20 protein-coding genes are annotated in these 19,828 nt (G+C 70.1%); 12 read left to right on the top strand and 8 right to left on the bottom strand.

The genetic code is table 11. The annotated features are described in order from the left end of the window. The first annotated feature begins 50 nt into the window (after nt 1-50). Complete coding sequence (gene malQ, locus NO900_RS12710; RefSeq protein ID WP_256409590.1) at nt 51-1,559, top strand: 4-alpha-glucanotransferase; 1,509 nt, start codon at nt 51-53, stop codon at nt 1,557-1,559. A 35-nt stretch (nt 1,560-1,594) separates the two neighbouring features. On the opposite strand, the gene NO900_RS12705 is transcribed toward malQ, so the two are convergent. After that, nucleotides 1,595-1,804 (bottom strand): PLDc N-terminal domain-containing protein, encoded by a 210-nt coding sequence (locus tag NO900_RS12705; RefSeq protein WP_092565868.1) that lies wholly within the window; start codon nt 1,802-1,804, stop codon nt 1,595-1,597. 358 nt (nt 1,805-2,162) lie between these two features. Here NO900_RS12705 and NO900_RS12700 point away from each other — a divergent pair, with 358 nt between their 5' ends. The 3 genes from NO900_RS12700 (at nt 2,163) to NO900_RS12690 (ending at nt 6,280) form a co-directional block, all read left to right on the top strand. Then, nucleotides 2,163-3,134 (top strand): transcription initiation factor IIB, encoded by a 972-nt coding sequence (locus tag NO900_RS12700; RefSeq protein ID WP_256409589.1) that lies wholly within the window; start codon nt 2,163-2,165, stop codon nt 3,132-3,134. A gap of 153 nt (nt 3,135-3,287) precedes the next feature. Continuing rightward, nucleotides 3,288-3,761, top strand: a complete 474-nt coding sequence (locus NO900_RS12695) for an NUDIX hydrolase (protein WP_256409588.1) — start codon at nt 3,288-3,290, stop codon at nt 3,759-3,761. A 143-nt stretch (nt 3,762-3,904) separates the two neighbouring features. Beyond that, nucleotides 3,905-6,280 (top strand): DUF7527 domain-containing protein, encoded by a 2,376-nt coding sequence (locus tag NO900_RS12690; RefSeq protein WP_256409587.1) that lies wholly within the window; start codon nt 3,905-3,907, stop codon nt 6,278-6,280. A 173-nt stretch (nt 6,281-6,453) separates the two neighbouring features. Here the strand turns inward: NO900_RS12690 and NO900_RS12685 are convergent, their stop codons facing one another. Continuing rightward, nucleotides 6,454-6,759, bottom strand: coding sequence for a hypothetical protein (locus NO900_RS12685; protein ID WP_004045854.1), 306 nt, complete (start codon nt 6,757-6,759; stop codon nt 6,454-6,456). 327 nt (nt 6,760-7,086) lie between these two features. Between NO900_RS12685 and NO900_RS12680 the strand changes: the two genes are divergently transcribed. Then, nucleotides 7,087-8,439 carry an adenylosuccinate synthase gene (locus NO900_RS12680; protein WP_256409586.1) on the top strand — a complete coding sequence of 451 codons (1,353 nt, stop codon included), beginning with the start codon at nt 7,087-7,089 and terminating at the stop codon, nt 8,437-8,439. Nucleotides 8,440-8,475: 36 nt separating this feature from the next. On the opposite strand, the gene NO900_RS12675 is transcribed toward NO900_RS12680, so the two are convergent. The 3 genes from NO900_RS12675 to NO900_RS12665 form a co-directional block, all read right to left on the bottom strand. Beyond that, the gene (locus tag NO900_RS12675) at nt 8,476-9,342 is read right to left on the bottom strand and encodes an aldo/keto reductase (protein WP_256409585.1); all 867 of its coding nucleotides are present in this window, start codon (nt 9,340-9,342) and stop codon (nt 8,476-8,478) included. 84 nt (nt 9,343-9,426) lie between these two features. Further along, a complete protein-coding gene (locus NO900_RS12670) occupies nt 9,427-9,690 on the bottom strand; it encodes a type II toxin-antitoxin system RelE family toxin (RefSeq protein ID WP_256409584.1) in 264 nt (87 codons plus the stop codon). Further along, nucleotides 9,683-9,958: a ribbon-helix-helix domain-containing protein gene (locus NO900_RS12665; RefSeq protein WP_256409583.1), complete on the bottom strand. Its 276-nt coding sequence runs from the start codon at nt 9,956-9,958 to the stop codon at nt 9,683-9,685. Before NO900_RS12665 ends, NO900_RS12670 begins: the two co-directional genes overlap by 8 nt. Before the next feature lie 140 nt (nt 9,959-10,098). Between NO900_RS12665 and NO900_RS12660 the strand changes: the two genes are divergently transcribed. The 5 genes from NO900_RS12660 (at nt 10,099) to NO900_RS12640 (ending at nt 14,262) form a co-directional block, all read left to right on the top strand. Continuing rightward, nucleotides 10,099-10,587 (top strand): Lrp/AsnC family transcriptional regulator, encoded by a 489-nt coding sequence (locus NO900_RS12660; RefSeq protein WP_256409582.1) that lies wholly within the window; start codon nt 10,099-10,101, stop codon nt 10,585-10,587. Next, nucleotides 10,584-11,723, top strand: a complete 1,140-nt coding sequence (locus NO900_RS12655) for a pyridoxal phosphate-dependent aminotransferase (RefSeq protein WP_256409581.1) — start codon at nt 10,584-10,586, stop codon at nt 11,721-11,723. The genes NO900_RS12660 and NO900_RS12655 overlap by 4 nt, the downstream gene beginning before the upstream one ends. 54 nt (nt 11,724-11,777) lie before the next feature. Then, nucleotides 11,778-12,095, top strand: a complete 318-nt coding sequence (locus tag NO900_RS12650; protein ID WP_256409580.1) for an antibiotic biosynthesis monooxygenase family protein — start codon at nt 11,778-11,780, stop codon at nt 12,093-12,095. 187 nt (nt 12,096-12,282) lie between these two features. Continuing rightward, nucleotides 12,283-13,485 carry an acyl-CoA dehydrogenase family protein gene (locus NO900_RS12645; RefSeq protein WP_256409579.1) on the top strand — a complete coding sequence of 401 codons (1,203 nt, stop codon included), beginning with the start codon at nt 12,283-12,285 and terminating at the stop codon, nt 13,483-13,485. A gap of 72 nt (nt 13,486-13,557) precedes the next feature. Then, nucleotides 13,558-14,262: a sensor histidine kinase gene (locus tag NO900_RS12640; protein WP_256409578.1), complete on the top strand. Its 705-nt coding sequence runs from the start codon at nt 13,558-13,560 to the stop codon at nt 14,260-14,262. 41 nt (nt 14,263-14,303) lie between these two features. Here the strand turns inward: NO900_RS12640 and msrB are convergent, their stop codons facing one another. Beyond that, nucleotides 14,304-14,723, bottom strand: coding sequence for a peptide-methionine (R)-S-oxide reductase MsrB (gene msrB, locus NO900_RS12635; protein WP_256409577.1), 420 nt, complete (start codon nt 14,721-14,723; stop codon nt 14,304-14,306). Nucleotides 14,724-14,822: 99 nt separating this feature from the next. Between msrB and NO900_RS12630 the strand changes: the two genes are divergently transcribed. After that, nucleotides 14,823-15,059, top strand: coding sequence for a CDGSH iron-sulfur domain-containing protein (locus tag NO900_RS12630; RefSeq protein WP_256409576.1), 237 nt, complete (start codon nt 14,823-14,825; stop codon nt 15,057-15,059). A 31-nt stretch (nt 15,060-15,090) separates the two neighbouring features. Here NO900_RS12630 and NO900_RS12625 read toward each other — a convergent pair whose 3' ends face one another. Next, nucleotides 15,091-16,176 carry a DNA topoisomerase IV subunit A gene (locus tag NO900_RS12625; protein WP_256409575.1) on the bottom strand — a complete coding sequence of 362 codons (1,086 nt, stop codon included), beginning with the start codon at nt 16,174-16,176 and terminating at the stop codon, nt 15,091-15,093. Continuing rightward, nucleotides 16,177-18,651, bottom strand: coding sequence for a DNA topoisomerase VI subunit B (locus NO900_RS12620; protein ID WP_256409574.1), 2,475 nt, complete (start codon nt 18,649-18,651; stop codon nt 16,177-16,179). It abuts the gene before it with no gap. A gap of 180 nt (nt 18,652-18,831) precedes the next feature. On the opposite strand from NO900_RS12620, the gene NO900_RS12615 reads away from it, so the two are divergent. Further along, entirely contained in the window at nt 18,832-19,809 is a 978-nt protein-coding gene (locus NO900_RS12615; RefSeq protein WP_256409573.1) for an oxidoreductase, read from the top strand. Nucleotides 19,810-19,828 lie beyond the last annotated feature (19 nt).

The raw sequence follows: 19,828 nt of genomic DNA, 5'->3' as shown, positions 1-19,828 counted from the left end.
CCGTCCCCGCGGACGCAACGCTTGAGTCGGTGGGGGTCACAGGGGGACGCATGCGATTCGACCGCTCCGCCGGCGTGTTCTGTCACGTCACCTCGCTGCCGGGACGACACGGGATCGGCGACCTCGGCGACGGCGCCGAAGCGTTCCTCTCCTTCCTCGGCGACGCCGACGTCGACCTCTGGCAGATCTGCCCGGTCGGCCCGACGACGAGCGCCGCCGGGGAGTCGCCGTACCAGTCGCCGTCGGCGTTCGCCGGCAACCCCCTCCTGATCGACCTCGACGGGCTCGTCGCCGACGGCTGGCTCGACGAGTCCGACCTCGAACCGGTCCCCGACTTCCCGGACGACCGCGTCGACTACCCGGCGGTCAGGGAGTACAAGCTCCCGCTGTTGCGGACCGCCTTCGAGCGGTTCGACGAGACCGTAGAGGACGGCGGGGACGCCGGGGCGGAGGCGGCGGCCGAGCTCGACGCCTTCCGCGAGCGCGAGCCGTGGCTCGCCGACTACGCCCTGTTCCGGGCGCTCTCGGAGGCCCGGCCGGAGGGGACGTGGGTCGAGTGGCCCGACCCGCTCCGGACGCGCGACCCCGAGGCGCTCGCGGAGGCGCGCGACGAACGCGCGACCGAGGTCCGCTTCCGGGAGTTCGTCCAGTGGACGTTCGACCGGCAGTGGCGCGAGCTCCGGGCGGTCGCGGCCGACGAGGGGGTCTCGATCGTCGGCGACGTGCCGATCTACGTCGCGCTCGACTCGGCCGACGTGTGGGCGAACCCCGGAGCGTTCCGGCTGGACGAGGCGAACCGCCCCACCGCGGTGGCGGGCGTCCCGCCGAATCCGGGCGACGACGGCCAGCGCTGGGGGAACCCCGTCTACGACTGGGAGCGGCTCGCCGAGCGCGGCTACGACTGGTGGCTCGCCCGGTTCCGGCGCCTGTTCGACCTCGCCGACGTGGCGCGGCTCGACCACTTCCTCGGCTTCGTGAAGTACTGGGCGATCCCGGCCGACCGCGACGACCCGGCCGCCGGCGAGTGGCGCGAGGGGCCGGGGCGCGACCTGTTCGAGGCGGTGGAGCGCGAGCTGGGGCGGGCCCCGTTCATCGCCGAGGACCTCGGCTTCGAGGAGCCGAGGATGAACGAGCTGATGGCCGAGTTCGGCTTCCCGGGCATGCGCGTCCCGCAGTACGCCGACTGGTGCGAGGAGGGGAACCCCTACCAGCCGATGCACTACCCGGAGGGCGTCGTCGGCTACACGTCGACCCACGACACGGACACGTGGGTCGGCTACTACGAGGACCTCCCCGAGCGCCAGCGCGACTGCTTCCGGTACAACGTCGGCGCCGACGGCGACCGCGCGGTCGAGTGGGAGATCGTCGACGAGGTGTGGGCCTCCGAGGCGGTGATCGCGATGACGACGATGCAGGACCTGCTCGGGCTCGGCAGCGAGGCGCGGTTCAACGAGCCGGGGACCGTCGACGGCAACTGGGAGTGGCGCGTGACCCGGGACGACCTCGACGACGAGATCGCCGACCGGCTGTGGGAGCTCGCCGGGCGGCACATTCGCTAACGGGGCCGAGCGTCGACGAAGGAGAGGGCGGGCGGTTATCGCCGGCCGACGATGAAGTACAGCACGAGCCCGAGCAGCGGTGCGAGGAACGCGACGACGGCCCACAGGAACGCGGGCTGGTCGCTGCGCTGCTTCGCGTCCGAGTAGATCCAGACGATGATACCCAGCTGTACGAGCAGTACCAGTAGACCGAACAGGAGGGCGATCCCGCCGGCCAGCGCCTCCTGAAGCAGTATCGGGGACATCGGTCGAACTCACTCGCGGGCGTAATAAGTGTCTTTGGTATCGCGGTATCCCCACCTTTGGTATCGCGGTGTCCCCACCCACTCGCTCCCGCGTCGCGGCGCCGGTGCGGCGGGGAGTCTATCACGAAATATCTATATAGTAGCGATCGACGGATCGACGCGACTCGATCGGCGACGGCGATAGACGAGAAACCGGCAGCTACTATCGCCGTGACGCCGTGTGCGATGCGCTCTGCCGTCGGTTTTCGTTCTCGATATCGAAGCGAGGATTTAAATACGTTCGGTCCTTACCCGTTAGTGAGGAAACCAACCGAGAAGCGTCTCTCGGTCCCCTCGTTCCCTCCATTTGAACCAACCAATGAGCGAAAACGTTCGAACGTACACGGCGGAGCACGTCGGCGACGAGGAGGAGACCGAGTCGTCGGACGAGGAACTGCGATGTCCCGAGTGCGGCGGCCAGCTCGCGACCGACACCGAGCACGGCGAGACTGTGTGTGTCGACTGCGGGCTCGTCGTCGAGGAGGACGAGATCGACCGCGGGCCGGAGTGGCGCGCGTTCGACTCCAAGGAGAAGGACAACAAGTCGCGCGTCGGCGCCCCGACGACGAACATGATGCACGACAAGGGGCTCTCGACCAACATCGGCTGGCAGGACAAGGACGCCTACGGGAAGTCCCTGTCGAGCCGCCAGCGCGAGAAGATGCAGCGGCTGCGCACCTGGAACGAGCGGTTCCGCACCCGCGACTCCAAGGAGCGGAACCTGAAACAGGCGCTCGGCGAGATCGACCGGATGGCCTCGGCGCTCGGCCTCCCGGACAACGTCCGCGAGACCGCCTCGGTCATCTACCGCCGCGCGCTCGACGAGGACCTCCTGCCCGGCCGCTCGATCGAGGGCGTCTCGACGGCCTCGCTGTACGCGGCCGCCCGACAGGCGGGCACGCCGCGGAGCCTCGACGAGATCGCGGCCGTCTCCCGCGTCGAGAAGGACGAGATCGCCCGGACGTACCGCTACGTCGTCCGCGAGCTCAAGCTGGAGATCCAGCCCGCGGACCCCGAGAGCTACGTCCCCCGGTTCGCCTCGGACCTCGGCCTCTCCGACGAGGCCGAGCGCCGCGCCCGGTCGCTGCTCGACACCGCGAAGTCGCAGGGAATCCACTCCGGCAAGTCGCCGGTCGGCCTCGCCGCCGCGGCGGTGTACGCCGCCTCCCTGCTGGTCAACGAGAAGGTGACCCAGAGCGAGGTCAGCGACGTGGCGAACATCAGCGAGGTCACTATCCGGAACCGCTACCACGAGCTGTTGGAGGCCGAGGACGGCGTCGCGCTGAGCTGATCGGCGGCACCGCGCCGACCGCCGCGCGCCGACCGACGGACCGACGTCGTCGACGCTCCGCCGGTTCCTCGACCGACCGCGTTTCGGCTCCGGACTTTCCTGACGCACGCCGACTTTCCGAACGCACAAGCACCCGCGGGCCGAGCGACGCGTATGGAGACCACCCGTCACTTCACCGCGACGACGTACGTCGTCAACGACGGCGCGACCGCGCTCCACGCGCACGACCGGCTCGGGATCCGCCTCCCGCCCGGCGGCCACGTCGACCGCGACGAGCTCCCGCACGAGGCGGCGCTCCGCGAGGTCCGCGAGGAGACCGGCCTGGAGGCGGAGCTGGTCGCGACGCGGTCGTCGATCGAGGGGCCCAACACCCGCGGCCTCCCGGAGCCGGCCCACCTGATGCTCCACGACATCAACGTCCACGAGGACGGGTCGGTGGGTCACCAGCACGTCGATCACCTCTACTACGCCCGCGTCGGCTCCCGCGAGATCGCGCCGGGCGCCGACGACGAGGTCGACCCGGAGGCGTGGCGCTGGTACACCCCGGCCGAGCTGGCCGCGAGCGACCTGCAGCCGGACGTGATCGAGCTCGGCCGCGAGGCGATCGCGGCCGTCGAGGACGCGTAGTCGGTCGACGGCGCGACGGGCCCCTCGCCCGAAAGCGCCGGCCGGCGCGTCGACCGGTGACGGCGATCCCCGCCCGATCGGCGTCAGACGGCCGTCTCACGGTCCGGAAGGTATTTGGGTCGTTGCAGGCGACATAAAGCAAGATGGACGCAGAGCGACGATCGGAGATCGCCGAGTGGGACGCCCGCGAGTTCTCTGGCGGGTTCGCCGAGCTCGGTCGCCTCGTCGACGGCGGGTTCTCCGGCGCGGTGACCGACGGGGCGGCGTGGCTGTTCGTGTTCGAGGGCCGCGTCGTCGGGGCGGTCGACGGCGACCTCGACGACTTCGCGGAGGCCTCGGGGACGCTGTACGAGGCCCCGGAACCGGTCCTCCCGGTCCTGTTCGCGATGCAGGAGCGGGGCGGCGAGCCGCGGGCGCAGTACTACACGAACGACACCCCGCTCTCGGAGGCGGACCGGAAGCTCTCGCAGGGCGGGTTCACCGGCTACGTCGAGCTCTCCGAGAACGTGCTCTCGGGCGACTACTACGTCACGTACACGGCCGGCGAGTCGATGGCCGCCGCGTACGTCGGCAACTCCCGACGGCTCGAGACCGGCGAGAAGGCGTTCTCACTGGCCGACGACGAGGTCGGTATCTACACCGTCTACGAGGTCGACCTGAGCGTCCGGGAGATCCCGTCCGGCGGTCCGGAGGCCGACGACGACGGGGAGGCCGACGACGACGGGGAGGCCGACGACGACGGGGAGGCCGACGACGACGCGGACGCCGGCCCGCCGGCGAGCGCCGGATCGGTGAGCGCCGGATCGACAGGAGACGTGGCTGGCGACGAAGACCCCGACGGCGAGGCGATCGACGCGGACCCGGCCGCCGACCGCGGCGACGGCGGCCCGACGGGCGACGAGTCGAACGGCGGGGGAACGACCCGGGACCCGGAGGCCGTCGGACGCGGGACGGCCGAGGGCGACCGGGACCCCGACGCTCGGAGCGCCGACGAGCCGGCCGACGACGACCGCCCGTCGCCCGTCGAGATCGACGCGGCGGGCGACCGCGACGAGGGGCGCGGACCCCGGAGTTCGGACGAGGGACCGACCGAGGGCGGCGTCGGCGCGGACGCGTCGACGGCGAGCGCCGCCGACGGCGCCGCGAACGTCGCCGACGCGCGGTCGGTCGACGCTCCCGACGGACGGGACCGCGACGCGCGGACCGCCGACGCCGCCGGTCGGGACCGCGACGGCGACGGGGGAGACGGGGCCCGCCCCGACGACGACGTGTTCTCCGAGGAGGAGCAGTGGCGCGAGCAGAAGTCCATCCCCGCGCTGGACCCGTCGGAAGCGAGCGACCCGCCGGAGAACCGCGACGGCGACGCGATGACGTCCGGAGGCTCGCGGCGGTCCGGCAGCTCGGACGGGACGGCGAACCGCGGCGGCGGGCCGGCCGCGAACACCGCGAACGAGTCGTCTCCCGAGCCGCGTTCGACCGGCGAGGGCGGCGCGAACCGGTCGGCCGTGTCGCAGCGCTCGCGCGATTCCGGCGGGTCGCGCGGCGAGGGGTCGCCGCGGGAGCGGCTCCGACAGCTGGAGGGCGCGCTGGAGGAGTCCGAGCGGGAGCGCGAAGAGCTGGCCGCCGAGCTGGAGGAGTCCGAGCGGGAGCGCGAAGAGCTGGCCGCCGAGCGCGACGAGCTGGCGTCCGAGGTCGACCGCCTGGAGTCCGAGCTCTCGACGCTCCGCGAGGAGCGCGACCGGCTGCGCGACGAGCTCGCCGCGGCCCGCGACCGGCTCCCCGAGAGCGACCGCTCGATCTCGCCCGCAGAGGCGCGGAGCGGGACGAACCTCTTCGTCAGGTACGACTCCAAGGGCGGCGCGACGCTGGAGGACGCCCACGACGGGGCGGTGGACCGCGACGCCCTCCGCGAGAACCTCCGGATCGAACACCACACGAGCTTCGAGACCGAGGGGCTCGCGGTCGACGGGCGACCGTACGAGGAGTTCCTCCGCGACACGATCGAGTACGGGTTCACCCGCTGGCTCGTCGAGGACCTCCCGTTCGAGGTGAGCGGGACGGGGAACCAGGGCGTCCTCCGCGACCTCTACGACGCGATCCCCGAGGTCGACCGCGCGGAGATCGGGGGGTCGGTGTCGATCGCGATCCGCGAGAACGGCGGGGAGACGCGCGAGCAGCGCACGTTCGACCTCGTCCTGCGCGACCGGATGGGGAACCCCCTGTTCGTCGCCGACCTCAACGACAGCCGGGACCCGACCGCGGAGGGGACCCTGGAGTCGCTCGTGGGCAACGGCCGCGACATCGCCGAGTCGAACGACTCGTTCGCGGCGGCGTTCGCCGTGACGGAGAGCTTCTTCGAGCCGGGCGCGTTAGAGACCGCGAGCGACGCCGTCGGCGGCGGGCTGTTCAGTCGGTCGAAGCGCGCGAGCTTCGTGAAGCTCTCGCGCAAGCGGGGGTACCACCTCTGTCTGGTCGAGGCGCGCGACGGCGGCTTCCACATGACCGTTCCCGACCTGTAGCCCGGGGCGTTCGCGCCGGGGCACGGGCGACCGAGACGGCACGAGTGACGGAGACGAGAGACGGGGAGCGAGCGGCGCCGGGGCTACCGTCCGTAACGCGCGACGCGACTGGGGGCGGTGACTCGAGATCAAAACGCGGACTCGCGGCCGGCGGTGCGGACGAACGTGGGCGTTCAGTTCTCGAGTTCTGCGGCGTCGTCGATCCGCATGGAGCCGAGCTTGTCGACCGTCTCGTCGAGCTTCTCGTCGAGTTCGTCGACGAACTCGTGGGTCCGCTCGGTGGTGATCGCGCCCTGGCTGGACGGTTCGATGAGGTTCTCCTCTTCGAGCACGCGCAGCGAGTAGCGGACCTTGTGGTGGGGGTAGCCGGTCTCGTTCGACATCTTCACGATGCCGATCGGCTCGTTCTCGATGACCATCCGCAGGACTTGGAGGTGGCGTTCCAGCATGTCTACCTCCTTCTCTAGTCGATCTATCATGGCACATGTTAACTCGTCATGCCCCCGTTTAAAAGTTGCTGTCGGCGGGCGGGACCGGGTGGGACGATCACACGCTTCGACGTGCCAGTAGTTAACGCGTTCGATCGGTTCGGCCGGTGAGGCCCCCGGTATGGTCCGACCGAAAGCGAACCGAAGCGCCGCCGCGGGCGAGCGCGTGCGGAGGGTCGACGGTGCGGACGAACGGATTTCGACCGCACGAACGGGCATATTTCGGACTGACGCGATGCGGTGTGATACACGTCCGTGGGGTGATCGCGTCCGCGGACCGTAATCGGTTTTACCCCCCGGCCGGAACCTCCGGGCCGTATGACACTCACCATCGTCGGCTCCCAGCTGGGCGACGAAGGCAAGGGCGCGCTCGTCGACCGGTGGGGAGGGGACGCGGACGTCGTAGTCCGATATCAGGGCGGCGACAACGCCGGCCACACCGTCGTCGAGGGGGGCGCGGAGTACAAGCTCTCGCTGGTACCGAGCGGCGCCGTCCGGGGGACGGTCGGCGTCCTCGGCAACGGCTGCGTCGTCAACCCGCGCACGCTGTTCACCGAGATCGACGACCTCCGCGAGCGCGGGCTCGACCCCGACGTGCGGGTCGCCCGCCGCGCGCACGTCATCATGCCGTACCACCGCGTGCTGGACGGGATCGAGGAGGAGATCAAGGCGGACGACGACGCCGGCGACGAGGTCGGCACGACCGGCCGCGGCATCGGCCCGACGTACGAGGACAAGGCCGGGCGACGGGGGATCCGGGTCGCCGACCTGCTCGACCCCGACGTGCTCCGCGAGAAGCTGGCGTACGCCGTCCCGCAGAAGCGCGCGCTCGTCGAGGACGTGTACGGGCTTGACCTCGCCGACGACGACCGCGCCGCGGCGTTCGACGTCGACGCGCTCCACGAGGAGTTCGCCGGGATCGGCGAGCGGCTCGCCGACGAGGAGATGACCGTCAACTGCTCCGACTACCTCCACCGACGCCACGAGGCGGGCGACGAGATCCTCTTCGAGGGCGCGCAGGGCACCCACATCGACGTCGACCACGGGAACTACCCGTTCGTCACCTCCTCGAACCCGACCGCCGGCGGCGCCGCGGTCGGGTCCGGCCTCGGCGTCACGAACGTCGGCGCGGGCGAGGTCGTCGGCATCGTGAAGGCGTACCTCTCGCGGGTCGGCGAGGGGCCGATGCCGACCGAGCTCGACGGCGACGCCGACGAGGAGTCGCTCGCCGACGACATCCGCCAGAAGGGCGGCGAGTTCGGCACGGTGACGGGTCGCCCGCGCCGGATCGGCTGGCTCGACCTCCCGATGCTGCGCCACGCCGCGCGGGTCTCCGGCTTCACGGGGCTCGCGGTCAACCACGTCGACGTGCTCGCCGGGCTCGACGAGCTGAAGGTGTGCACCGCCTACGAGCTGGACGGCGAGGAGCGGGATACCGTCCCGACCACGCCGGACCGGTGGGAGCGCTGCGAGCCGGTGTACGAGACGCTCGACACCTGGGCGGAGTTCGACTCCGCCGCGGTCGCCAAGGCCGGCTACGACGCCCTCCCGGAGGCGGCCCGCGAGTACCTGGAGTTCCTCGCCGACGAGACCGACACGCCCGTCTACGCGGTCGGCGTCGGCCCCGACCGCGAGGAGACGGTCGAGCTGACGAACCCGTTCGACGAGTAGCGCGGCGGAGCGGTTCTCCCTCCGGCTCGGCCGTCGCTACGCCTGCGGGTCGATCCCGTCCAGCGCGCGCACGTCCTCGCCCGTCAGCGACAGCTCCGCGGCCGCGACGTTCGTTTCGAGGTGCTCGACGCTCGACGTGCCCGGAATGGGAAGCGTCGCGTCGGAGTGCTCCAGCAGCCAGGCGAGCGCGACCTGCCGCGGCGTCGCGCCGCGGCGCTCGGCGACCTCATCGAGCACCTCCGCGACGCCCTCGTCGTCGACGGCGTACGTCGGCCCCCACGGGATGAAGCCGATGTCGTCGCGCTCGCAGGCGCGGAGCACGTCCTCGTCGTCGCGGTTGCCGACGTCGTACCGGTTCTGGACGGTGGCGACGTCGACGATCTCCATGGCTGTCTCCAGCTGCTCGACGGTGACGTTCGAGAGACCGACGTGGGCGACCTGGCCGGCGTCTCTCATCTCCGCGAACGCGTGGACCGACGCCTCGAAGTCGGTGTCGGGGTCCGGGCGGTGGAACTGATAGAGGTCGATCGTGTCGGTGTCGAGCCGGTCGAGGCTACACAGCACCTGATTCTTCAGGAAGTCCGGGTCGCCGTGGGGGAGCCAGTCGCCCTCGCGGTTGCGGAGCAGTCCGGCCTTCGAGGCGACGACGACCTCGTCGGGGTCGCCGAGCGCCTCGCCGATCAGCCGCTCCGAGACGCCCGGCCCGTAGGAGTCGGCGGTGTCGACGAAGTCGACGCCGAGGTCGACCGCTCGCCTGATGACCCGTTTGGCCGCCTCCTCGTCGGCCGGGCGTCCAATGATGTCCTCGCCCGTTACCCGCATCGCGCCGAAGCCGAGCCGGTTGACGGTTAGGTCGCCGCCGATGTCGAACGTGTCGCTCCGCCCAGTGGTGTCTGAAGCCATGGGCGACCGATCTCGCGCCACCCGGAAACTCGTGGGGATGGCGGAAGGAGACGATCGCGGGGAGGATGATCGAAGGGAATCCTCTCAGGGAGGAAGATGTCGATCGTATATGTTCCGACGGTGGCCAACGGCCTCGACACGGATGATCCCGGCACTTCGATCCCACGCGACGACGGCCCGATAGTCGCCGGCTCGCAGCTTGTAGTACGGATACCCGGAGAGCGGTTCCAACCGGTGTTCGGTCCATTCGGTCGCCTCGTCGATCTTGTTCATCATCCGATCGGCGGACTGTGGATCGAGAGATTCGAGATGGGAGAGCGCCTGTTCCGTGTACTCGACCTCAGTCATCTAGTCCCAGTCGCTCTCGGGCCTCGTCGGCCGACACCGTCTCGTCGCGCTCCGCCTGCTCGCGGCTCTCTGCCAGGTCAGATAACGTTTCCTCGGAGAGCGTCACCGACGGGTCCACCCAGTCACGTAACGCGTCGCGAATCGCCTCAGACTTACTCGCGTATCCCCGTCGCTCCCACTCCTCGTCGATCCGGTCCAGCAGGGACTTCGGAACGCGAACGTTGATCTTCTCCATCCGGTCGTCGCCGGTGTTCGCGTCGGTGCTCATACTGTGTGGTACAATGGTATCACTCATAAGGATTCGGGAGATTCAGGGCGTAACCCCGTTGCGTCGCGATCCAACCGCTCGCCGTTCGCCCGTCTTGCGCGCGTCGCTACTCATAAACCGCCCCCGTGCGATCGTTCGGTATGGACGCCGAGCGCGAGGTACTCGACGTGTTGGCGCGGAACGCCCGCGAGGACATCGACGACATCGCGGCCCAGACGGGCCTCGACGCGGCAGCGGTAGCGGACGCGATCGACGGGCTGGAGGCGGACAACGTGGTCCACGGCTACCAGGCGGTCGTCGACTGGGACCGCGTCGATGAGGGGAAGATCCGGGCGGTCGTCGAGATCAACGTCGAGCTCGACCGCGAGACCGGCTACGAGGAGGTCGCCGACCGGATCGCGAAGTTCCCGGCCGTCGACGCCCTCCACCTCGTCTCCGGCGACTACGACTTCGCCGTCGAGGTGCTCGGCGAGACGATGCAGGACGTCTCGCGGTTCATCTCCGAGCAGGTCGCGCCCATGCCGGAGGTCACCCAGACGGTGACCCACTACATCATGGAGACGTACAAGGACGGCGGGGTCCGGTTCGAGGACGGCGACGACGACGACCGCCTCTCCGTCTCGCCATGAGGCTCTCCGACCGCGCGCGCGACCTCCCCGAGTCGGGGATCCGGAAGTTCTTCGAGCTCGCGGAGGCGCGCGACGACGTGATCTCGCTCGGCGTCGGCGAGCCCGACTACTCCGCGCCGTGGGCGGCCCGCACGGCCGCGATCGACTCGCTCGAACGCGGCAAGACCTCCTACACGGCGAACCGCGGGATGGCGGCGCTCCGCGAGCGGGTCGCGGCCCACCACGAGCGCTACGACCAGTCGTACGACCCGGCCGAGGAGGTGCTCGTCACCACGGGCGCGAGCGAGGCCGTCGACCTCGCGTTCCGCGCGCTGGTCGACCCCGGCGACACGGTCGCCGTCCACGAGCCGACGTACATCTCCTACGGGCCGGGGATCGAGCTGGCCGGCGGCGAGCGGCTCACGGTCCCCACGCGGGCCGCGGACGACTTCGCGCTCACCCGGGAGGCGCTGGAGGCGTCCGGCGCGGCCGACGCCGACCTCCTCGTCCTCTGTTACCCGAACAACCCGACGGGCGCGACGATGAGCGGCGAGCAACTCGCCGAGGTCGCCGCCTTCTGCCGCGACAACGAGATCCGGGTGGTCGCCGACGAGATATACGCCGCGCTCACCTACGGCGCCGACCACGCCTCGATCGCGACGCAGCCGGGGATGCGCGAGCGCACCGTCGTCGTCAACGGCTTCTCGAAGGCGTACGCGATGACCGGCCTTCGGCTCGGCTACGCGCTCGGCCCGACCGAGGCGATCGACGCGATGAACCGGATCCACCAGTACACGATGCTGTCGGCGCCGACGACGCCGCAGTACGCCGCGTGCGAGGCGCTCGACCGCTGCGACGACGAGGTGGCGGAGATGGTCGACGAGTACAACCGCCGCCGGCGGCTGGTCGTCTCGCGGTTCAACGAGATGGGGCTCGACACGTTCGAGCCGGGCGGCGCGTTCTACGCGTTCCCCGACTGCGGCGGCGACGACGAGGCGTTCGCCGAGGCGCTGCTGGAGGCGCAGGGCGTCGCGGTCGTCCCCGGGTCGGTCTTCGGCGCGGGCGGCGAGGGCCACCTCCGGGTGTCGTACGCGACCTCCATGCGCGAGCTGAAGGAGGCGACCGACCGCATCGCGACGTTCGTCGAGAACCGCTGAGGCGGCCGCCACGGTTACGTGGCCGGTCGCCGATAGACCGTCCGACGCGAAACGATGATCGACAGGATCTGGCACGGGTGGACGACGCCGGCGAACGCGGACGAGTACGAGCGACGCCTCCGGGAGGAGATCCTCCCGTCGTTCGCCGACGAGGGGATCGACGGCTACCGCGGCGCCCGGGTGCTCCGCCGCTCCGACGGCGAGGAGGTCGAGTTCGTCACGATCATCCGGTTCGACTCCGTGGCGTCGGTGAAGGAGTTCGCGGGCGAGGAGTACCGGAACGCGCACGTTCCCCCCGCGGCTCGCGAGGTCCTCAAGCGGTTCGACGACCGCGCGAAACACTACGAGGTGCGCGAGGAACGGGAGTTCTGAACCGCCGGTCCGCGGTCGTTGGCGCGTCGAGCGTCGCCCTCGCGAGTCCGGCCCCGGTCTCGCCCTCGCGAGCCTCCCCTTCCCGAACGCCTCCACCGCAGCGGCTACCGGACCGTCAAACTGTAAACGGGGTTCGAATTCCCGACCGTTTGACAACCTCTATCACGGACTCCGGCGAAGCGCCGGCATGGAGTTCCAGCTGACCGATGAACAAGAGCAGCTGCGCGAGGAGGTCCGGAAGTTCGCCGACGAGGAGATCCGACCGGTCGCGACCGAGCACGACGTCGAGGAGGCGTACCCTCACGAGGTCATGGAGGAGGCCGCGGAGATGGGGTTGCTCGCGCCGCACGTTCCCGTGGAGTACGGCGGCGTCGGCTACTCCTCGCTGGAGAACGCGATCCTCACGGAGGAGCTGTTCGCCGCCGACCCGGGGATCGGTCTCTGTATCTCCAGCGCCGGGTTCGGCGCCGAGGCGCTGATGGAGTTCGGCACGGAGGCGCAGAAGGAGCGCGTCCTCCCCGAGGTGACCGCCGGCGACGCGGTGATGGGCTCGGCCATCTCGGAGCCGCAGGCGGGTTCGGACGTGACCTCGGTCGCGACCCGCGCGGAGAAGCGCGAGGCGCGGAGCGCCTCGGAACGGAGCGGCAGCGCCGCGGAGAAGGACGGCGACGAGTGGGTTATCAACGGCTCGAAGATGTGGATCACGAACGGCACCGTCGCCGACTACTTCGTCGTCGTCTGCGAGACGGACCCGGAGGTCGACGACCGCTACTCCGGCTACTCGCAGATCCTCGTCGAGGGCGACCGGGACGGGCTCACCCGCGACAAGATCACCGGGAAGCTCGGCATCCGCGCGAGCGACACCGCCGAGCTCAGGTTCGACGACGTGCGGGTGCCCGAGGAGAACCTGATCGGTCAGCGCGGGATGGGCTTCCTCCAGCTGATGCAGTTCTTCGACGAGACCCGCACCGCGGTCGCCGCGCAGGGGGTCGGGATCGCCCGCGGCGCGGCCGAGCGCGCCCTGGCGTACGCCGAGGAGCGCGAGCAGTTCGGGCGCCCGATCGGCGACTTCCAGGCGATCAAACACAAGCTCGCGGAGATGCACACGAACACCGAGGCGGCCCGCTGGCTCACCTACCGGTCCGCGTGGGCGGTCGACAACGAGTCGGGAGACCTCACGGCGCTGGCGTCGATGGCCAAGGAGTTCGCGTCGCGGGTCGCCGTCGACGTCGCCGACGAGGCGGTCCAGGTCCACGGCGGTGCCGGCTTCGTCAACGACCACGACGTCGAGCGGCTCTATCGCGACGCGAAGATCACCCAGATCTACGAGGGCACCACCGAGATCCAGAAGAACATCGTCGCCCGCGAACTCCTCGACGAGGGGATCTGAGGCGGTGGCGGTCGGCGCACCCGTCTCCCGCGACCGGCATCTAAAAACGCCGGGCGGGCGTACGCTCCCGGTATGAGCGAGGCCGACGTCGACCCGGAGGAGCGGCTCAAGCGACAGCGGGACGACCTCCGACTGCTGAACCAGGTGATGCGCCACGACATCCGCAACGACCTCCAGCTCGTCGGGGCGTACGCCGAGCTGCTCGACGACCACGTCGACGAGGAGGGCAAGGAGTACCTCGACGTCATCAAGCGGAACACGAAGAGCGCGGTCTCGCTCACCACCACGGTCCGGGACCTCGCGGAGGTGATGCTCCGGGAGGACGCCGAGCCGAGCCGCGTCTCGCTCGCTCGGACCCTCTCACAACAGGTCGAGGAGGTCCGGTCGGGGTACCCGGAGGCCGTCTTCACGGTCGAGGGGTCGTTCCCCGAGGCCGAGGTCGTCGGCGACGAGATGCTGAGCTCCGTGTTCCGGAACCTCCTCCGGAACGCGGTCCAGCACAACGACGAGACGCCGCCGAAGGTCACGGTGTCCGCGACGGTCGACGAGGCCGAGGGCGTCGCCGAGGTCCGCGTCGCCGACAACGGGCCGGGGATCCCCGAGGACCAGCGCGACGAGATATTCGGGAAGGGAGAGAAGGGGCTCGACAGCCCGGGCGCCGGGATCGGGCTCTATCTGGTTCGCTCGCTCGTCGAGATCTACGACGGCGACGTGTGGGTCGAGGACAACGAGCCGAAGGGCGCCGTGTTCGTCGTCAGGCTGCAGTTGGCCGAGTAACGGGTATGTGGATCGGGTCGACCGCCCCGCCCGCGTCCGACTCACGCCTCGTCGTACTCCATCGCGACCGAGTTGATGCAGAACCGCTTGCCGGTCGGCTCGGGGCCGTCGTCGAACACGTGGCCGAGGTGGGAGTCGCAGGTCGCGCACCGGACCTCGGTGCGGCGCATCCCGTGGCTCGTGTCGAGCGTCGTCGTCACGTTCTCCTCCTCGGCGGCGTAGAAGGCGGGCCAGCCGCAGCCGGACTCGTACTTCGTCTCGGCGTCGAAGAGGACGGTCCCGCAGGCCCGACAGCGGTAGTTCCCGTCGTCGGGGTGGTGGTCGACGTACTCGCCGGAGAACTTCGCCTCCGTGCCGCTCTCGCGGAGTATCCGATACTCCTCGTCGGAGAGGCGCTCGCGCCACTCCTCGTCGGTCAGCTCGCGCGGGTCGGTCGCGTCGGCCTCGCCGGTCTCGCTCATACCCGACGTAGGCGCCCCACGGGCAAGGGGGTTGCGGCGGTCGGGGTCACGCGTCGCCACCGGCGCAACCGGTTTCACCCTCGCGCCGGATCGGATCCCATGGCGCGCGAAGTCACTCACGAGGAGCGGGGCCCGGCGGTACTCGACGAGTCCGACATGGGCGACGACGATCTGATCTACGTCTGCCGGTGCGGGCTCTCGGACACGAAGCCGCTCTGTGACGGCTCGCACAACGCGACCGCAGACGAGGATGAGGGCGTCGTGTACAAGTACGAGAACGACGATTCCGAGGGGGAACGGCGCGAGGTCGACGAGATCGTCTACGCGGACGAGTAGGGGGCGGCGTCGGTTCGCCGTCTTCGTCCCCTCAGATCACGCCCATCTCCCCGAGCCGCTCGGGGAGGTAGGTGTCGGTGACGAAGTCGAGCCCGCGGCTCGCGAGCGACTGCTGTTCGGACTTCTTCCCGATGTCGAGCTGGAGCTCGATCTGCTCCTCCCAGTAGTCCGTCTGGAAGCGCGGGTCGTCAAGCTCGGATTCGAGGGCGTTCACGTCCGAGTCCGAGAGCGGGTCGGCCGGGAGGTCGTACTCGACGATGTCCTCGGGCTGGATCCCGACGAACTGCGCCTCCGGGGTCGCGAGGTACTTCGACAGGTGCGCGGACTTGATCGAGCCGTACGCCACGGAGCCGTAGATCCGGTAGGACCACGGGTCGCCGTCGGCGAAGACGGCGATCGGAACGCCGAGCTCGTCGTGGACGCGCTTCGTGATCCGGCGGGTCGCCCGCGCGGGCTGGCCCTTCAGGTGGATGACGAGGCAGTCGTACGCCTCGTCGAACCCGTTCTCGACGAGCCGGTCGCGCATCCCGCCGGTCTCGACCGCGAGGGCGAAGTCGATGTCGTCGTCGAGGAACTCGATCATGTCGGGGTTGTTCGGGATCTGGTAGCCGCCCTCGCCGACGTCCTCCTGGCAGTGGATCTCGCGCTCGCCCCGGCGGGTCTGCTCGCGGATCTCCAGCGGGCCCATCAGGGTCGCGCCCGACTCCTCCGGGCGCATGTGGAAGTCCTCGCGGGTGACGCCGGTCACGATTTCGAGGTCCTCCACGAGGTCGTTCGACTCGTCCTGCGACTTGAACTGCGCCTCGTCGTTGTCCCACGACTCGGAGAGGTAGTACAGCTCCCGGAGGGTCGACGACCGGTCCTCGTCGAGCTGGTTCGCGAGGAACTCGATCGTGTACGCCGCCTTCAGCAGCTTGCGCGCGCCCCGCACCGAGTTGGCGCTGCGCGTCGACGTGCGGTCGCCGTACGTCCACACGCCGCTCTCCGTGTCGTACTCGATGTTGCTCTTCGTCCGCGTGGGAAGCGTCATCTCCGGGATGTCCCCCGCGGCGAACTGGTCGTAGAAGTCCGCGGCCAGGTCGATCAGCTCGTCTCGTGCGTCGCTTTCGGTCGTCATTTAGGCGTTCACCGTGAGTTTCTCCGTCTCCACGCCGCCGACGCTGACCTCGAACTCGGCGTCCTCGTCGACCGCGTACGTCAGTTCCCGCTCGTCGCCCGAGGGCACCTCGGGCTTCCACTGCACGAACCACTCGCCGTCCATGTCGACCACCGTCCCGTCCGAGGGATCGGTCGGCTCGGCCGAGACGATGTCCGTTATCTCCAGCTGTTCGTTCACGTCGGAGTGGTTCTCGACGACCAGCGTCACGGTGCCGTCCGACACCTCGCGCTCGACGCTGACGTTGTTCATGATCCGCGCCAGGGCCCCGTCGATGTCGGGCCGCGGCCGGCCCGTCACCTCCGAGACCTTGTCGGCCATCTCCGGGAGGATCCGCCCGAGCACGTCCTGCTTCTCGCGTCGCTGCTGCATCGAGCGCCGCTTGTTGAGGAACGACTTCAGCTCCCGCGCGGCCTCCCGCACCGCGAGCTCGATCTCGTCTTCGATCGCCGGGACGTTCGCGAGCGCGTCCTTCGACTCGCTCGTGAACGGGACGTTCGTGGAGGCGACGTGGATCGATATCACGGCCGGCCCGTTCGGGAGCCCGGAGCCGCCGGGCTGGTCGAGGCCGTAGTTGCGCCAGCCGATCCCCTTTATCACGTCCGTCGTCGCGCAGGCGCCGCGCTGGTACACCAGGGGGACCCGGTTCGCGAACCGGAGCAGCTCCACCGACCCCTCGGACGGGATCGACCCGCCGTAGGCGATGCCGGCCTCGACGATGAACGGGTCGCCGCCGTGGACCTCGGCGTCGCGGGTCGCGGCCGCGTAGAAGTCGGCGTCGTACTCCTTGCGGAGCCCGGCCTCGACGAGCTCGGCCGTGATCGGCGCGAGGCAGTCGGTCGGCGGCGCGAGGATGTCGGTGGTCCGCATCGCGTCGAGCAGGTCGGCCGACGCGTCGCGGTCGCCGGCGATCGACCGCACCTTCGGCGGGTCGTCGGGCACGGTTCGCGCCCGCGACCAGAACGCCTCGACGACGTTCTCGCGGGCGGTCTCGCCGAACGTCGCGTCGTGCTGCTCGGCCACGAAGTCCGCCGCGTCGGCGACGAGCCGCTCCAGGTCGTCGCGGGCGATCCGGAAGGCGTCGCCGTCGAGGTTCAGGAACCGACGCGTCAGCGCGTCGGCCATCGCCCGCACGGCGGCGTCGTCCTTCCGCGTCGAGGTCGCCTCGTCGACGAGCGCGTACGCGTCGGCGACGAGGGGCGACGCTGCGGTCTCGTCGTCCTCGGCGTCGGCACCGTCCGCGTCTCCGGCGCCCCCGACCGCGTCGCCGTCGGCGTCAACCCCGGTGACCGCCCGCCACGCGGCGTCGACCGCGTTCTCGCGGACGGTCCCGCCGAACGTCTTGCCGGTGTCGCCCTCGACGCGGTCGGCGACGTTCCCGACGATAGTCGCGAGCTCGGACCGGCTGAGGCGGTCGTTGCCCGCGACGGTCTCGGCGACGCCCTCGGCGAAGTCGGCGGTCGCCGCCTTCCCCTTGTTGGCGACCGCCTCGCGCACCGCGGCGGCGACGTCGCCGTCGTCGTGGGCGCGCGGCGGCGTCCACGAGAGCTCGCGGCCGTAGTACACGTCCCGGAAGTTGTCGATGACCGAGTCCGCCGTCTTCTTGCCGACCCGGGTGAACTCCTCCTGGAGGAAACCGGAGACGGAGTACGACTCGGTCGCCTCCAGCATCTTGATCAACGCGCCGAGCTCGACCCCGTGGGGGTGCGGGCGGATCTCCGTCGTCTCCGCCGGCAGCTCGTCGGTCGCGCGCTCGAACTTCATCGGCTCGTCGAGCCCCGGCTCGCGTAGCTCGATGCGGGCGTGGGGGTTGACGACCGCGGTGTGTTTCACGTAGTCGTGGAGCTGCTGACGAGCGCGCATGTTGGCCTCCATCTCCAGCTCGATGCGGGTGCCGTGCGGGCGGTCCCACGTCGCCTCCTCGTCCGCCTTGATCTCCGGCTCGTTCGTGTCGGTGTCGATGATGAGCTCGAAGTACTGCGCCCGCGACTGCCCCTTCGGGCGCGAGGTGATCTTCGCCGGCTGGCCGGACGTCAGCTGCGAGTATAGCACGGCCGCTGAAATCCCGATCCCCTGTTGACCGCGGTTTTGTTCACGAGTGTGAAATCTTGAACCATACAAGAGCTTCCCGAAAACTTTTGGAAGTTGTTCTTTCGTGATACCGGGCCCGTTGTCCTCGATGACGAGCCGGTAGTAGTCGCCCACCTCCTCGATCTCGACGTAGATGTCGGGGAGGACGCCGGCCTCCTCGGTCGCGTCGAGGGCGTTGTCGACCGCCTCCTTGACGGCGGTGACGAGGCCGCGGGCGCCCGAGTCGAACCCGAGCATGTGCTTGTTCTTCTCGAAGAACTCGGCGATGGAGATCTCGCGCTGGCCCTCGGCCAGCTCCTCCGCGATCCCCTCCTCGTCGCCGATCGTCGACTGGAAGGACGTCATTCGGTGTCCCTCCCTTCCACCGAGGCAGTTAAAAACGCACCGCCAGCGCGGTGAACGTAGATACCGGCGTTAGACGCTGTCTCGTGTCGGTGTAACGTCCGGCCGCTCGCTCCGCTCCGGTCGGTATCCACCGGTTCGCCGGCCGACAGCTTTCTCACCGCGTGGCCCCTCCGAACGGTCATGTCAGGCTGGACGGCGGACGAGATGCCGCGGCTCGACGGGAAGACCGTCGTCGTCACCGGGGCGAACAGCGGGCTCGGTTACGAGGGGACGCGCGCCTTCGCCGAGCGGGGCGCGACCGTCGTGATGGCGTGTCGGAGCGTCGAGCGCGGCGAGCGCGCCGCCGACGAGATCCGACGGGAGAGCGCCGCCGACCGGGCCGACCTCGACCTCGACGTCCGCGAGTGCGACCTCGCCTCCCTCGACTCGGTGCGGGCGTTCGCCGAGGGGGTCGAGGACGGCTACGACGCGGTCGACGTCCTCTGTAACAACGCCGGCGTGATGGCGATCCCGCGGAGCGAGACCGAGGACGGCTTCGAGACCCAGTTCGGCGTGAACCACCTCGGCCACTTCGCGCTCACCGGGCGCCTGTTCCCGCTGCTCGACGACGCCGACGGCGTCGGCGGCGACGCGCGCGTCGTCACGCAGTCGTCGGGCGCCCACGAGCAGGGCGAGGTGGACTTCTCGGACCTCAACTGGGAGCGCTCGTACGGGAAGTGGAAGGCGTACGGCCGGAGCAAGCTCGCGAACCTGCTGTTCGCCTACGAGCTCCAGCGCCGGATCGACGACGCCGACGCGGGCGACGGGGAGGGCGCGACCGGCGACCTCGCAGTCCGCAGCGTCGCCTGCCATCCGGGCTACGCGGCCACGAACCTCCAGCACCGCACCGCGGAGGAGAGCGGCAACCCTCTCATGAAAGTCGCGATGACGGCCGCGAACGCGGTCCTCGGGCAGGACCCCGCGACGGGCGCGCTCCCCATGCTGTACGCCGCGACCGCCGACGTCGACGGCGGCGCCTACGTCGAGCCGAGCGGCGTCATGAACATGCGCGGGACCCCGACCGTGGGCCGGTCGAACGACGCCTCCTACGACCGCGCGGACGCCCGGAGGCTCTGGGAGTACTCCGAGGAGGCGACCGGCGTGGAGTTCCCGCTGTAGCCGCGGCCGACGCGGCCGG

This window comes from Halorubrum rutilum (assembly GCF_024494565.1).
The sequence above is the reverse complement of the archived record's forward strand: the minus strand, read 5'-3'. Positions and strand labels throughout refer to the sequence as shown.

Excerpts from the sequence above, each read along its gene's own strand:
- malQ (WP_256409590.1), top strand. The coding sequence starts at position 51 with ATGCGATTCGACCGCTCCGCCGGCGTGTTCTGTCACGTCACCTCGCTG.
- NO900_RS12705 (WP_092565868.1), bottom strand. The coding sequence starts at position 1,804 with ATGTCCCCGATACTGCTTCAGGAGGCGCTGGCCGGCGGGATCGCCCTC.
- NO900_RS12700 (WP_256409589.1), top strand. The coding sequence starts at position 2,163 with ATGAGCGAAAACGTTCGAACGTACACGGCGGAGCACGTCGGCGACGAG.
- NO900_RS12695 (WP_256409588.1), top strand. The coding sequence starts at position 3,288 with ATGGAGACCACCCGTCACTTCACCGCGACGACGTACGTCGTCAACGAC.
- NO900_RS12690 (WP_256409587.1), top strand. The coding sequence starts at position 3,905 with ATGGACGCAGAGCGACGATCGGAGATCGCCGAGTGGGACGCCCGCGAG.
- NO900_RS12685 (WP_004045854.1), bottom strand. The coding sequence starts at position 6,759 with ATGATAGATCGACTAGAGAAGGAGGTAGACATGCTGGAACGCCACCTC.
- NO900_RS12680 (WP_256409586.1), top strand. The coding sequence starts at position 7,087 with ATGACACTCACCATCGTCGGCTCCCAGCTGGGCGACGAAGGCAAGGGC.
- NO900_RS12675 (WP_256409585.1), bottom strand. The coding sequence starts at position 9,342 with ATGGCTTCAGACACCACTGGGCGGAGCGACACGTTCGACATCGGCGGC.
- NO900_RS12670 (WP_256409584.1), bottom strand. The coding sequence starts at position 9,690 with ATGACTGAGGTCGAGTACACGGAACAGGCGCTCTCCCATCTCGAATCT.
- NO900_RS12665 (WP_256409583.1), bottom strand. The coding sequence starts at position 9,958 with ATGAGCACCGACGCGAACACCGGCGACGACCGGATGGAGAAGATCAAC.
- NO900_RS12660 (WP_256409582.1), top strand. The coding sequence starts at position 10,099 with ATGGACGCCGAGCGCGAGGTACTCGACGTGTTGGCGCGGAACGCCCGC.
- NO900_RS12655 (WP_256409581.1), top strand. The coding sequence starts at position 10,584 with ATGAGGCTCTCCGACCGCGCGCGCGACCTCCCCGAGTCGGGGATCCGG.
- NO900_RS12650 (WP_256409580.1), top strand. The coding sequence starts at position 11,778 with ATGATCGACAGGATCTGGCACGGGTGGACGACGCCGGCGAACGCGGAC.
- NO900_RS12645 (WP_256409579.1), top strand. The coding sequence starts at position 12,283 with ATGGAGTTCCAGCTGACCGATGAACAAGAGCAGCTGCGCGAGGAGGTC.
- NO900_RS12640 (WP_256409578.1), top strand. The coding sequence starts at position 13,558 with ATGAGCGAGGCCGACGTCGACCCGGAGGAGCGGCTCAAGCGACAGCGG.
- msrB (WP_256409577.1), bottom strand. The coding sequence starts at position 14,723 with ATGAGCGAGACCGGCGAGGCCGACGCGACCGACCCGCGCGAGCTGACC.
- NO900_RS12630 (WP_256409576.1), top strand. The coding sequence starts at position 14,823 with ATGGCGCGCGAAGTCACTCACGAGGAGCGGGGCCCGGCGGTACTCGAC.
- NO900_RS12625 (WP_256409575.1), bottom strand. The coding sequence starts at position 16,176 with ATGACGACCGAAAGCGACGCACGAGACGAGCTGATCGACCTGGCCGCG.
- NO900_RS12620 (WP_256409574.1), bottom strand. The coding sequence starts at position 18,651 with ATGACGTCCTTCCAGTCGACGATCGGCGACGAGGAGGGGATCGCGGAG.
- NO900_RS12615 (WP_256409573.1), top strand. The coding sequence starts at position 18,832 with ATGTCAGGCTGGACGGCGGACGAGATGCCGCGGCTCGACGGGAAGACC.